This window comes from Vibrio nigripulchritudo, assembly GCF_027924785.1.
GTDB classification, from domain to species: domain Bacteria; phylum Pseudomonadota; class Gammaproteobacteria; order Enterobacterales; family Vibrionaceae; genus Vibrio; species Vibrio nigripulchritudo.
Genome location: NZ_AP027050.1, coordinates 2,105,822 through 2,118,574, shown reverse-complemented (window position 1 = coordinate 2,118,574; position 12,753 = coordinate 2,105,822). Strand labels below are relative to the sequence as shown.

At 49.7% G+C, this 12,753-nt stretch carries 9 protein-coding genes; 2 read left to right on the top strand and 7 right to left on the bottom strand.

Translation table 11 applies throughout. The features are described 5' to 3' along the window. Positions 1 to 67 precede the first annotated feature (67 nt). Together msrB and msrA are read left to right on the top strand one after the other, a co-directional pair. A complete protein-coding gene (gene msrB, locus QMG91_RS27820; protein ID WP_004404117.1) occupies positions 68 to 511 on the top strand; it encodes a peptide-methionine (R)-S-oxide reductase MsrB in 444 nt (147 codons plus the stop codon). Positions 512 to 520: 9 nt separating this feature from the next. Further along, positions 521 to 1,048, top strand: coding sequence for a peptide-methionine (S)-S-oxide reductase MsrA (gene msrA, locus QMG91_RS27815; RefSeq protein WP_281831287.1), 528 nt, complete (start codon positions 521 to 523; stop codon positions 1,046 to 1,048). Between the two features lie 53 nt (positions 1,049 to 1,101). On the opposite strand, the gene QMG91_RS27810 is transcribed toward msrA, so the two are convergent. From QMG91_RS27810 to QMG91_RS27780, 7 genes are all read right to left on the bottom strand, one after another. Further along, positions 1,102 to 1,878 (bottom strand): alpha/beta fold hydrolase, encoded by a 777-nt coding sequence (locus tag QMG91_RS27810; RefSeq protein ID WP_281831285.1) that lies wholly within the window; start codon positions 1,876 to 1,878, stop codon positions 1,102 to 1,104. 34 nt (positions 1,879 to 1,912) lie between these two features. After that, on the bottom strand, positions 1,913 to 2,449 hold the full coding sequence (locus QMG91_RS27805; RefSeq protein ID WP_281831283.1) for a GNAT family N-acetyltransferase: 537 nt from the start codon (positions 2,447 to 2,449) through the stop codon (positions 1,913 to 1,915). A 65-nt stretch (positions 2,450 to 2,514) separates the two neighbouring features. Beyond that, positions 2,515 to 3,420 carry an SMP-30/gluconolactonase/LRE family protein gene (locus tag QMG91_RS27800; RefSeq protein WP_281831281.1) on the bottom strand — a complete coding sequence of 302 codons (906 nt, stop codon included), beginning with the start codon at positions 3,418 to 3,420 and terminating at the stop codon, positions 2,515 to 2,517. A 61-nt stretch (positions 3,421 to 3,481) separates the two neighbouring features. Continuing rightward, the gene (locus tag QMG91_RS27795) at positions 3,482 to 8,488 is read right to left on the bottom strand and encodes an NPCBM/NEW2 domain-containing protein (protein WP_281831279.1); all 5,007 of its coding nucleotides are present in this window, start codon (positions 8,486 to 8,488) and stop codon (positions 3,482 to 3,484) included. A gap of 152 nt (positions 8,489 to 8,640) precedes the next feature. After that, positions 8,641 to 10,158: an FGGY-family carbohydrate kinase gene (locus QMG91_RS27790; protein ID WP_281831278.1), complete on the bottom strand. Its 1,518-nt coding sequence runs from the start codon at positions 10,156 to 10,158 to the stop codon at positions 8,641 to 8,643. A 12-nt stretch (positions 10,159 to 10,170) separates the two neighbouring features. Beyond that, positions 10,171 to 11,010, bottom strand: coding sequence for a class I fructose-bisphosphate aldolase (locus tag QMG91_RS27785; protein WP_281831277.1), 840 nt, complete (start codon positions 11,008 to 11,010; stop codon positions 10,171 to 10,173). Next, on the bottom strand, positions 11,001 to 12,746 hold the full coding sequence (locus QMG91_RS27780) for a glycerol-3-phosphate dehydrogenase/oxidase (protein ID WP_281831275.1): 1,746 nt from the start codon (positions 12,744 to 12,746) through the stop codon (positions 11,001 to 11,003). The genes QMG91_RS27785 and QMG91_RS27780 overlap by 10 nt, the downstream gene beginning before the upstream one ends. Positions 12,747 to 12,753: the final 7 nt, after the last annotated feature.

The window sequence follows — 12,753 nt, the reverse complement described above, 5'->3', positions numbered from 1 at the left end:
TCTGATCGTGTTCCGGGTTTTCTGTCTATAAACAAATCAGATGAGAACCGACAGCGAGGTAAACATCATGTTGAATTGGCAAAGTGTGATTGAGTTCGCCAGCAATGGGAACCTGAAACCTGATCGCGTCATTCACAAATCTGAAGCTGAATGGCGTGCACAACTGAGCGACGAGGAATATCGAATTACTCGCCAGAAAGGCACTGAAAGGGCATTCAGTAGTGACTCGTGCAGCTTGTTTGAGCCGGGTATCTACCATTGCGTGTGTTGTGACACACCGCTGTTTGATGCGGATGTGAAGTTTGAATCTGGATCTGGGTGGCCTTCGTTTACGCAGCCTGTTCGGGCTAATGCGATTGCATACCATATGGATGAATCTCATGGCATGCGCAGGATTGAAACCACCTGTAACACCTGTGAGGCGCATTTAGGGCATGTATTCCCAGATGGGCCACCCCCTAGCGGGCTTCGTTACTGTATGAACGCTGTCGCGCTGAAGAAATCCGAATAGGAGGTCAACATGACTTTATCATTAGCCACAATGGGTGGCGGTTGTTTCTGGTGCACTGAAGCGTTTTTTCAACAGGTGCGTGGTGTTAAGTCTGTGGTCAGTGGTTACAGCGGTGGCCGCACCAAAAATCCAGCCTATCGGGAAGTGTGTAATGGTACGACTGGGCATGCGGAAGTGGTTCAGATTGAATTTGATGACAGCGAGATAAGTTTTGCTGACTTAGTGGAGATTCATCTGACGACGCACAACCCGACAACACCCGACAGGCAGGGCGCGGATCGTGGTACTCAGTATCGGAGCATTATTCTCGGGCACGACGAATCTCAATTGAACGTCGCCAAAGAGGTGATAGAGAAGTTAAAGCCTGAGTTTTCCGATCCCATTGTGACCGAAGTAAAGCCCTTTGAGGTGTTCTATAAAGCAGAAGGGAAGCACCAAAACTATTACCGAGCGAATCCGGAAGGTCGATATTGCCAGATGGTGATTTCGCCTAAGCTGGACAAGTTTCGTGTTACGCATAGCGATAAACTGTCCTGAACTAAGCGCCCAACCTCGGGCGCTTTTTTTGTTTAAAAGTGGATTGTTAGACCTTACGAAACCATTAACGAAAGAAGTTTCTGCATGTTGTCTAAGTCGGCATGCTCGCCCTGTTCTTCCGGAATAAACTCCGCGCCCAGCTTTCTGGCAGTTTCTTCAGCGGCAACGAAGGGCACCATGGTATCCACTTTGCTGTGTTGAAGTGCAATAGGGGCTGTAATGTTTTCAAATTCCTCGCAGGTCATTGATGCCTGGAAATGGATTTCCTGACCAAGTGCAAAACCACCGTGAGCCATGGTGAATTGATACATTTCACTTTCAAGCAATTCCGGTGATACCTCTGGGAACAGCATGTCGTGGAGTTGGTTGCCAACAGAAATACGGTCGCTGTTTCTTGCAAGCTCGTATAACTCTTCCAAAGTCGGTGGGTAAAGTTTCAGTATGTCCGGGTCGCACACTAAGGGCAGCCCGCTAAAAATCCATACTTTAGAAACCCGACCATCCAGTGCCGCCAACTGATAAGCATGGGGCGCGCCCGCAGAAATACCAAACAACTCACACTGAGTTATTTCAAGGTGATCCAGTAACTGCTGATAGAGTTTTGCGATGTCTCGATAGTGTTCAAATTCAACGGAGGAAGCATTACCGTAACCCGGGCGGGTAACGCTGATAAGTCTTCGATTATGAGAGCTAAAAAACTCCCCCAGTTGGTCCAGCTTTGCGCCGCCCAACAATCCATGAAAAGCAACGACTACAGGGTGGGATTTGTCTCCATAGTCGCCATATTCGATGTGGTGGCGACCATCGTAGCAATAAAGTGAAGTACTCATTGTCCTAATCCTTTATTGAGCCAAATCGCTGGTATCAACGCTCGCTTTTCAGTAAGCCATAAATGGCGTGATCAACAATTCGGCCGTTGAGATTTTCATTGCGTCTTATTATGCCTTCCAGCTTCATTCCAAGCCTTTCCGCGACCGCACGGCTTGGTTTGTTTTCTTCAGCCGCATGTAGCTGAACCTTTTCCAGTTGATAGTCGTCGAAGGCGATGTCGATAAGGGTCTGACATACTCGTGTCACGATGCCATTTCCCTGCGCCGATTCGGCGATCCAGTATCCCAGTTTGGCTTTACTCAAGTTGTTATCTATGTTGAAAACAGAGGCGTTTCCGACCAGTTCACCTTGAAATAGAATGGCACAGCTCAGCGACTCACCTTCTGCGTAGCTCTTTAATGAAGAGCGAACGAAGTTGAGGAAATCTTCTTCTGAGTCACAATGTGGTGGCCACGCCAGCCATTTTGAAAGGTACTCCAAGTTTTCATTGCGTAGCCTGAGATAATTAGCCGCAAACGAGGGTTGCACCAGTGCTAGCTGAATGTCCTTATCTATCTCTTTTGTAAACATATACTCAACTCAAAATCCTTCTTTTCAGACAAGGTATCGAATCTTTATAGGAAAGACAATGCACTTCAAATGGTATTAATTTTATTGAGTTTTTCTGAGAGCAAAGGGGAATCAAATTCGAACTCGGTATCGGCAACCGCGCCTTCCAAATCCACTTGAAAGGTTGCACCTGAAAGAGGGAGTTGCTGAAAATCTGACTCGCCCATTTCGTAGCTTGCCGTGGTGACGGCGAGCTTGTCATTACTGATAAAAGTACATCGGGTTGCGTGTTTAACGGGAAGTTGGATTCGCTGGAAAGGCTGACCTGTGTGGCGATAGGTTGAGATAAGACCCGCGTCCCAGTGGCAGATATAGAGCGTGCCATTGGCATCCACTTTTAAACCATCAGGCATGCCGTCTTCATCAGGTAATTTCACGATAATTTTTTTGTTCAGTACTTGTGTCCAGCTTGAATCCATTTGGTACTGATACACTTCGCGCTTAAACATATTACTGACGTAGGCAAGGTGTCGCTTTTTATCGAAAGCGATACCATTGGCGACCGAAAACCCTGTGTCTATTTTGGAAAGGCTTAGCGTCTTCCTGCTGAGGATAAATAGCTCTCCGTCGGGTGACTCCAGCTCTTCGCTGTTCATGGTTCCAACCCACAGATCGCCCGCTGGGCTGGCAACGCCATCGTTAGGTCGCAAAGTTGGAAAGTGCTCTACCGGGTTGGCGATAAATTGATGGAATTGAAAATCCTCATCCATTGCGTAGATGCCGATTTTGGTCACCACTAGCCAACCCGAAGGCTTCAGTTTTGCCAATGCGGTAACGGGCAGATCTACGTGGAATTGTGTGGTCTGTTTACTCTTTAGATTGAATCGATAAATAGAATCGGATTCCGCATCAACCCACAGAATGCATTGGTCAATGCACACAGGTGACTCACCGATGATGCATCGGGTATCGTCCAGAATAGAATAATTCATGGTTAATTATACCTTTAGAAAAAAGGCACCAGAACTCTGGTGCCTAATAGAGAAGGGATGATCAGTTAGAAAGGCGCAGTCGGGCTGCTGCCCAGTCTGCATGGTCGTGACCAATCCCATCACCAGCACCTGTCACTTTTAAGGTGAGTGACGTTGCTGTTGAAGGAATGGCGATGGTTACCTGGTCTGCACTGCCTCCGCCCGTCAGAGTCGAACTCTGGAACATTTGAGTGCCGTCGATTTCTACTTTGAAAATGACCGAGCCCCGATTACCAACTTCATCGTCTACCCCAATGACGGCACTGAATTGGTTATAGGTGCCCGCACTGAACTGATAGGTCACCACAGATTCAGCGTGAACGCCCAGTCCTTTTTCGAAGGTTTGACCATCTATGGTGATGGTGTTGCCATCCGCACTGCCTTGTTCTCCATTGGAGCGGTTTTTCTCAATCGGTCCCCATCCATTGGTTGAAGAGGATTCTGGCAGATCACTCAGGTAAACGTAGCGGGAAGGATTAGTCAGAGCTATTTGAGTTCGGAACAGGCTGCCGTCACCGGGATCTTCCGGATGTTGCCAGTTAGTTCCGCCATCAGGGTCATACGCAAATCCGATTCCTGAGGTTGGTCCGCTGCCTCCTTTACCGTTACTGATGCGCAGCTCGAAGCTATGCCACCCGGGGTTCAGGTTTAGGTTTTCGGTGGAAACGACATCTCTCCAGTGCTCACTTCTCAGCACCAGAACGCCATCTATCCAGAGACGGGTTTTATCGTCGATATGTTCTCTGAAAGAGATATTGCCGTCGGCATCGTAGATGTATCCGGTGTATATTTCGGTTGTATTTCCAGCAATGCTGTCTTCAGTTTCGCTCAAATCGATAGTCATGCTGGTTCTCGGGTTAACATCACTCACGTTGATATTCCCGGAAACCGTGCCGTAGTAGAGACCGATAACAGAAGGTGACTCCACTTTTTCCCGTAACTTAGCGTCTGCCCAGTCAGCATGATCGTGACCCACTCCGTTTCCGCCATCTTTGACCACCAGTTTCAGTTCTCCATGGTTGTCATTGATGGGCAAAATGACAGCTTGAGTTGCGCTGCTTCCGGTGAGTACGCCACTCTGGTAACTCAGCACGTCATCCAGATAAATTTCAAAGGTGACTGAGCCTCGGTTACCCACTTCGTCGTCCACACCTATTGAAGCGGTGAACTGGTCATAATCCTTCTGAGATAAGTCATAGGTAATTTCAGAATGAGCATGGACCCCTAGACCCTTCTGATAGGTTTTCCCGGCAAGACGGATAGTGGAGCCATCTCCTGAACCGGATTCGCCATTACTCTGATCCTTTTCGATTGGTCCCCAACCGTTGTCAGAGCTGGTTTCGGTCAGATCGCTCAGATAGTCGTACTTTGGTGGTGCGGGAGGCTCAGGCACCAGAATAGGCGGACCACCGTATTCAATTTGCTGAAGATAAGCGACAATTTTCGCTCGTTCAGCTGAGTCGGATACCGTGTGCTGGCTTCCAATCTGGAGTGCCTCATCCAGCGTTGCGGCTTGCCCGTTGTGGTAATACGGAGCGGAATCCCAGAGTCCAATCAAGGTTGGCGTTTCAAAGCCCACCCCTGCCAGTGGCTGGGAAATCCCTTGCCCCGAAGATGTCTGAATAGTGCCCACATCATGACGTTGGAAGTCTGTGAGGTAGCCTCCGCTATGACACGAAGCACAACCTTTGTCTTTGAAAAGCTCTCTACCCGCTAGCGCTTCTTTCGTCATACCCCCTCTTTCGGGTCGATATGGACTTTTAGGGAATTGATTTAAGCTGGTAACGTAAAAGGACAGGTTATCCAGATCTTCACTCAGACCCATTTTAGGCTGACCGAGTGGATCTTCGACGTCGCTAAACAAGCTGTCATCAATAAATCCTCGACCACCAAAGGCAGAGCGGATGTCATTCTCGAAGTCATGAATTTCATCGAAGTTGGCCGTCCAGTGAACCCGTCCATGCCCCAATCCTGTTCGCCCAACCAAAGGAATGGTGTTGCGCAGCCCTTCTCCGCGATCTGTGAAGTCCCACACTCGTGCATCAGAGTCACCGCCGGTGTGACAACTTGCGCAGGAAAGATAACCATCCTGAGTCATTCTGGCATCGGCGGCGTTGTGGAAAATCTGTTTCCCTGCCAGCACTCTGGGGTGCAGAGATTCGTTGGCGACAGTCGTGGTTTCTGCGACTCGGGTGATGTCGCCCAGATGACTTTCAAAGTTGCTGACATCGTAAACCACCACCGAACGAGACAAGAACCCATGAACAAACAGGTGATTGCCGGATTTAACCAGTCCAACTGGCGCTTTTCCGCTGTCTGCCAGTTCATTGACCCGACTCAGGTTGTACGCGTCACGTATTTCAACGCTGTTTTGCCCTTCAATGACGATGTACGCGTAGTCACCCAAATCACTGAACTGAATCGCTTTAGGCTGCGCTCGGTTATCAATATCGAGCTGAGCGCTGGTTAACTCTTGGTTAGTGTTCAAATCGATCTGAGAAACGATGGCCCGGATTGTGGTTTCGAAGGTCAATGCTTTGTCTTTACTGCCTTCATTGAACTCCCCTCGATCGACGTTGGCTTTGTTTGACGGTATCCAGGCTTTACCCCCATCTGGAGAAATGGTGATGGCATTCAGGTAATTCGGTATCCCCCGGCTGCGGTCTGGTCCGTCGATGGTGCTGGTGTCTTTTGCCAACTGAATCACTTGCCCAACCGACATCCCATTGAGGTTAACTTCTACCACTTCGGCATGGCTCTGCGGAGAGATAAAGCGCGTGATGTAAGCCGTATCGGAGTCGCTGTTGATGGCAATGCCTCTGGCAGAGTGACCCACCACCACTTCATCCTGAACTGCTCCGGTGGATGGGTTGAGTTTGAGCAATTTGCCGCTGGCGAGAAGCGTAACAAAGGCTGCACTTCCGTCAGGCGCAAATGCGACACCATAAGGCTGGGAAGCTCGCGGCAGATCAATGTCCCGCACTTTACTGCCCTGAGCGGTGAGCACAGTGATGGAGTCGTCGCTCTGGTTGGTCACCCAAATGTGCCCATTAGGTGCGATGTCCAGCGTTCTTGGTCTGTCACCGACAGGGGCTTCCCACACTTTGCTAAACGGGCTGTTTGCTGAAATAGCGGTGACGGTGTCGTTATCCTCGTTAACCACATACACCTGATTTCCGGACTGACTGATCGTAGAAGCGGTGACCGGAGGTGTAGACGTTGGTGGATGGTAAGCGGTGACACGCCTGGTGTTAGAGGAGCTGAAGTTAGACTCCCGAACAGTCACAACAGGTTGCCAGTGACCGGGAGAGGTGTAGGTATGGCTAACAGCAGACTGGGTAGAAAATGCCGTTGGTGAACTGCCGTCGCCAAAATCCCAGGAATACTCCAGTGTTCCGTTTCCTATGGCGTTGGCACTGGCGCTTAGGGTAATGCTTTGCCCGACCTCTGTAGACGACGGAGCAGAAATGGTCAGGTTGTGTGACTGAACATTTCCCGTTGAAAACAGGTACTGCTGTTGTGGCATCGCGTTACCTGCAAAGTCTTCAATACCATCAAGGGTGACCACATACGTCTGGTTGGTATCCAGGTTCTGACTCGGGCTAAAGTGAACAAAACCCAGATTGACACTGTATGTACCGCTTAGAGGAGTATTGTCACCGAACTTAGTGACTTTGAATGAGTTGCTGTTGACCGACTCCATCAAAACGCTGTCAGACAGCGATATTCCGATTCGGCTGGTTACAGGTACATGAGACTGTTCGCTGGCGGGCAGGGCACGAGTTAACGTAGGCGGCGTGGTGTCTTTGTCGGATTGCCATGCGATAAGCCCGCTACCGCTACCATGATCGTTACCCACCCAGACCATGTTCCCGAAAGCGAACACTTGTCCGTGGTCTGTGTCAGACCCAGTCGCATTTAGAGACCCCTTACCTAAACTTGAAATGTTATTGATATCAGAGACGTCTAACACCGAGATATCGTCCTGATTTCCCAGCATTAAGCGGTTGTCCTGAAGGTTACAGTAAAGGTTTACAAACCCGCTTTCAGAATCGCTCAACAGCGTGAATGGATTGGTGGTGGTGTCATAGATTCGGAGCTTGTCGCCCGCGCTTCTCGCACCAAAAAAGGCTCGTTTCCCATCCCAGCAAGAGGCGTAATAGGTTTCTGGAAGGCTAGAAAGGGTTTTGGTCAGAACCGGGTTTTCCGGATCATCAATATTCAGAATCGAGAACCCGCTGCGGTTATTCATGCTGGACAGATAAAGCTCATTCCCGAGTGCGAATATCGGTCCCACAGTAAAGCCACCCAGTTGATTGGTTGGCACGGTTTTCACCACGTGTGGGTTATCAACATCCGAAGTATCTACAATGGTTAGCCCTGCGTTCCCTCGCGCGACGTAAAGGTAAGGTGCCTGCCAGAAAAGTTGCCAGGACACATTGTTGTAATCGCCAAAGTTAACGCCGGATATCGCAAGTTTACTTCGCTGAACCGGGTTGTTTACGTTACTCCAGTCCCAGATTTCAATGCCTCGTCCGGTTTGTATCGCGATAAGGTGGTTTTCACTCAATCCAAAAGAGTGAGGTTCACGAAAATCGCGAGTTCTCAGACCATCTCCGGTGCGGTTGGCGTTGGAGGTATCAGGTTCGTAAATTTGCTTTACTAAGCTGATACTGCGTGGATTGGATACATCGAGGGCGATCCATCCCCCCGGCGCCTGACCACTATCAGGGGCGAAAATGCCGACCATATAGCCGTTGAGCATGGTCATCACATTCACACCAAAGTGCTTTCTTCCGGGATAGTCGGGTGGGAGGATATTGGTGGTATCGTCAACAGAAGGGGTGGATACCTGGGTGAAAACTTCACCAGAAGAAAACTGGACGTTTCCAAGCCCCGGTCCTTGTGCGGCCAAAGCCCCTCCTGAAAATAGAAAGAAGGTGCTCAACGCGGCAAAAAGCGCATTGGCACATTTCGTTATAAGCCGTCTGGATTGTGTTTCCCTACGACCAGAACTCGAAGGTTTCATAACTCGAATTCCTCATTCCTGTATTGAATTCAGTGGCTTTTTAACTCGGGTACAGAACCTAGAGTTAAAAACCACGCCAGTGTAAAAAGGTGTAACGACCCACTTTGTTGTTCTGATTTTTATTGTTTTGCAGGTTCTGTTACTGAGTAATGCTAAGGCTCCTTATTGCCTTGTGGAGAGGTACCAAAATGGTTGATCCAATCCGACACTTGCAGATAGCGGTCGTAACGTTTTTTTAGCGTCGCCTGATGAGTAGGTTCAGGCGTAAACACCTGCACCGGGCTTCGCATCGCTTTAACTGCCTCTTCAAAACTTAAAAATTGCCCCGTAGCATGCGCTGCAGCCATAGCCACACCCTTGGCACCTGCTTCGTTGCATTGAGTAATGTGAATATCGATATTGAGTACATCAGCAAATAGCTGGCACCAGAACTGGCTTCTTGCTCCGCCACCGGAAAGCAGAGCTTTGGTAAACCCTATGTTGGCTGTGCGGAGTTTATTTACATGTTCCAGATGCCCGAAAACAATGCCTTCATAGACGGCGTAGAGCAGGTGGGTTTTTTTATGCCAGCCAGCCAGATCAAAGAAATTGCCTCGGGCTGCTCCGCTATCGCCAGAACCGTATAGATAGGGGTGAAACAAGGGAAGGGTTTCGCTGATTTCGACGCTTTCCACAAGCTGATTGCAAAGCTCAAAAATGCTTTCACCAGCGCTTAGCTGCGCCTTCTCAAACTGGAAAAATTCCTGCACAAACCACTCCAGATTTGAAGCTGAGGTGGCGCTGCTCTCAATCGCCAGATATCGGTTGTCTGGAAACAGACAGGTCATAAAGAGCCGTTTATCCGGGATTTTGTTGGTGACAACCTGATTGATGCTCCAGGTGCCGGTCACAATAGACGCATCATTTTCATCCCAGACACCTGCGCCCAGCGCACTGGCGATAACATCTATCATGCCTGCAATAACCGGTGTTCCAGCATCCAATCCCGATTCTTCTGCCGCCTGAGTAGACAGCTTTCCGATGATCTCGTCACTGTGGACTGGTGTAGGGATGGCTTCGGTGATTTCCTGGATATCCAAGAGCGTTAGGAGCTCTTTGCTCACCTGATGGCGAGGAAAATCAAACAGTCCAGATGCACTGAGGTCGCTGTAATCTGTGTACCTCTCTCCTGTCAGGCAGAAGTTGAGGTAGTCTTTGCAGAAAAACACAGTGCCAGTCTGGTGATAGGTTTCAGGCTGGTTTTGCTTGAGCCAGCTCAGCAACGTTGCGGTTTGCGATGCCCACACACCCTGTCGGTTTAACTCTCGGATTTCTGCTATTTTGTCGCCCGACTGAATGTCTGCCACCAGATCCGTTGCCCGGCTGTCGAGGGATTGAATACCAAGCAACGGCTGGTGGCGTTTATCCAGTAAATAAGCGCCATTACCGTGACCACTAACGCCTATTGCGATGATTTGGTCGCCACTGATTCTTGTTTCCTTGAGTACCTGCCATATAACCTCACAGCACTGCTGCCATAGCCTGCTCATATCCAGCTCGGTATGTCCGGGATGAGGGAAAAGCGTTTCGATAGTGCTGGCATGTGAAGCCAGCTCGACCCCTTCCATATCCAGAAGCGCGGCTTTTATGGCGGTGTTTCCGCAATCTAATCCAAGGATGTAGCGACCCATATTTTGTTCCTGCTAGCGTTGATAAATGGCCAGAGCGTCATTAACCGAAGCGTTATCGTGGATCATCGCCATTAATGCTTCGACCACCTTTGCAGGGTTGGGGTGTTGGTAGATGTTGCGTCCGTAAACCATGCCAAGCGCTCCCTGATCCAGCAGCGCACGGGCTTTGGAAAAGACGCTCTCAATGTCTTCTTTGCCACCGCCGCGAACCAGAACCGGGCATCGGGCCGCCTCGACCACTTTGTAGAAGTCGTTCGCATCGCTGGTGGGGTCGGCTTTGATGATGTCTGCGCCCAGCTCTCTTGCTACCCGAACCAGAGTCACAATTTTCTCGCAGTCGCCGTCCACCATGTATCCGCCATTGCCCGAGTTAGGCTGCATCACCAAAGGTTCAATCATCAATGGCATGCCGTATTTTTCGCAGTCGAGCTTGACCTTACTGATGTTTTCAATGCACTGGCGAAACAGGTCTGGTTCATCTGGCAACATGAATAAGTTGACTACGACACATGCCGCGTCCATCTGAACGGCCTGCAATACAGGATCCTGATGGTTTTGCAGCAGTGCCCACATCACACGGTGACGTTCGGCATTGTAGGGGTTGCCAAGATCTATCCTCATCACCAGCGCTGGCTTGTCTTTACCCTCGATGTTCTGAAGCAGGTCTGACTGTCCATAAGTCATCTGAATGGCGTCTGGTCTGGCATCGGCGAGCTGTTTTACAACCGAAGCCATGTCTTCAAGACCGTCCAGAAAGGTTGGTTCATTACAGACTCCGTGATCGATGGCCACGTCCAGACATCGACCGTGGTTCATCAATCGTTTCAGTCTTACTTTTTTGCTCATATACATAATGCGTTCCTTGCAAGTTGAGGATAAGTGTCGGTTAACGCCTTAGCTGGCGTTAGCTGTAATCCGTTGTAAAAGTTGAGGCTGTCTATTGTAGCTTGATGCATCTGCATCTTGGTCTGGTCATCCCAGTCCAGCGTGTCTGCCATCAAGGTGATGATCTCGCAAAGAGATACATCTGAAATAAGCCCTTCGATAGCGATGGAAGTGCGCCTCTGAATTAAATCGAGTGGGTGGTGAACGTATTCGTTCTCTATTAAGTAGATCAGCTCTTGTTCTGTGTACTGAGGCAGAGTCGATAGCGCCTTTTCCGGCGATGTCATGGTGCTTAACATGGCTTCGCATTCTGTGCCATAGCGTGTAAGAAGACGTTCCACCATAGGTCGAGAGGTAAACGGCTGCGCGCTTAATCGGTCAAGATAATCAGAGTGTTCCTGCGCACTTTCAGGAAAGTTTTTTCCGCCGCCGATGCGAAGCGACTGAGTGGAGCGAAGGCGCGGCTTTCCTAAGCTTTCTAGCACCTTATCTGTGACCTGTTCTGCAAATGCCCGAAAGGTCGTCCACTTCCCTCCCACCAGTGAGTAGCTGGTGAGTTTGCCATCAACGAGCTTATCTTCTCGTATCTGGTGGCTTCGGGGGATTTGCCCTGCGGTTGCCTTGCTTGCAGTCCCCAAAGGGCGTATGCCGCTGAACTGATACAAAATATCCGAAGGCTCAATTGAGATGCTGGGGAAGATAAAAGAGACCGACTCGATAATGTAAGCCACTTCCTCTGGCGTGCAGTAGATACTGTCTGGCTCCGAAACCGGTATGTCGGTTGACCCGATCAACACTTTTCCGAGATATGGAAACATGATGCAAACCCGGTTTTCCTGATTCTCGTAATAGACCATGTCTCCTTTGAGCGCTGCCAATAGCTCTGGGTGGTCAACAATAATGTGTGACCCTTTGGTATTACTCAGGTAGGAGGTAGGGTGACCTCCCTGCTGGTTCACCTTGTCTATCCACGCCCCTGTGGCGTTAATAAGTTGGGTGGTGGTCACGCAAATCTGGTGACTGCTGATGGTGTCCGTTAACTGAATTTCGCCGTCTGGCAAAAGTTGGGCATGAACGTAATTCAATGCATGGGTGTTGCCTTGTAGAGCATTGGCTTCTTTGACCAGCTCTATGGCAAGCCGCTCTGGAGCGCTAATCCAGGCATCGTAATAATTGGCGCAGTATTTCACTTCTTGGGAAAACTGTGGCCAGCGAATTTCCGTAGCTTTATGGCTTAACATGCGATGAGGTGGCAACACCTGATCGTGGCTAGTAAACAGGTCATAAAGCCCCAAACCTAACTTCACAATCAGTGCTCCACGTTCTGAAGTAGGGCGCTCGAGCCCTAAAAATCGCAACGCCGCCGAGGTAATGCCTTTGAAAATGGAGGTTAACGGAATATGAGTTCTCAGCGGATGAACACAGTGCGGAGCGTTCTCCAGCAGCCGATTGCGCTCATACAAAGACTCTTTGACCAAATCGAATTCCGCATTTTCCAGATAGCGAAGCCCACCGTGAATCATTCTTGAAGGCGCGGCGCTGGCTTTACTGCAAAAATCGTCTTTTTCGACCAACAGAACCTTGAGCCCCTGCAAAGCAAGATCCCGATAGGTAGCGATGCCGTTGATACCGCCGCCTATGACTACGGCATCAAAGTGCGCTTTGTTCTCAATAGATTCCAGTGGGCGACGGTTTACCTTCATGCTCCCC

Bases quoted from the DNA above. Each gene is read 5' to 3' on its own strand.
- msrB (WP_004404117.1), top strand. From the start codon at position 68: ATGTTGAATTGGCAAAGTGTGATTGAGTTCGCCAGCAATGGGAACCTG.
- msrA (WP_281831287.1), top strand. From the start codon at position 521: ATGACTTTATCATTAGCCACAATGGGTGGCGGTTGTTTCTGGTGCACT.
- QMG91_RS27810 (WP_281831285.1), bottom strand. From the start codon at position 1,878: ATGAGTACTTCACTTTATTGCTACGATGGTCGCCACCACATCGAATAT.
- QMG91_RS27805 (WP_281831283.1), bottom strand. From the start codon at position 2,449: ATGTTTACAAAAGAGATAGATAAGGACATTCAGCTAGCACTGGTGCAA.
- QMG91_RS27800 (WP_281831281.1), bottom strand. From the start codon at position 3,420: ATGAATTATTCTATTCTGGACGATACCCGATGCATCATCGGTGAGTCA.
- QMG91_RS27795 (WP_281831279.1), bottom strand. From the start codon at position 8,488: ATGAAACCTTCGAGTTCTGGTCGTAGGGAAACACAATCCAGACGGCTT.
- QMG91_RS27790 (WP_281831278.1), bottom strand. From the start codon at position 10,158: ATGGGTCGCTACATCCTTGGATTAGATTGCGGAAACACCGCCATAAAA.
- QMG91_RS27785 (WP_281831277.1), bottom strand. From the start codon at position 11,010: ATGTATATGAGCAAAAAAGTAAGACTGAAACGATTGATGAACCACGGT.
- QMG91_RS27780 (WP_281831275.1), bottom strand. From the start codon at position 12,746: ATGAAGGTAAACCGTCGCCCACTGGAATCTATTGAGAACAAAGCGCAC.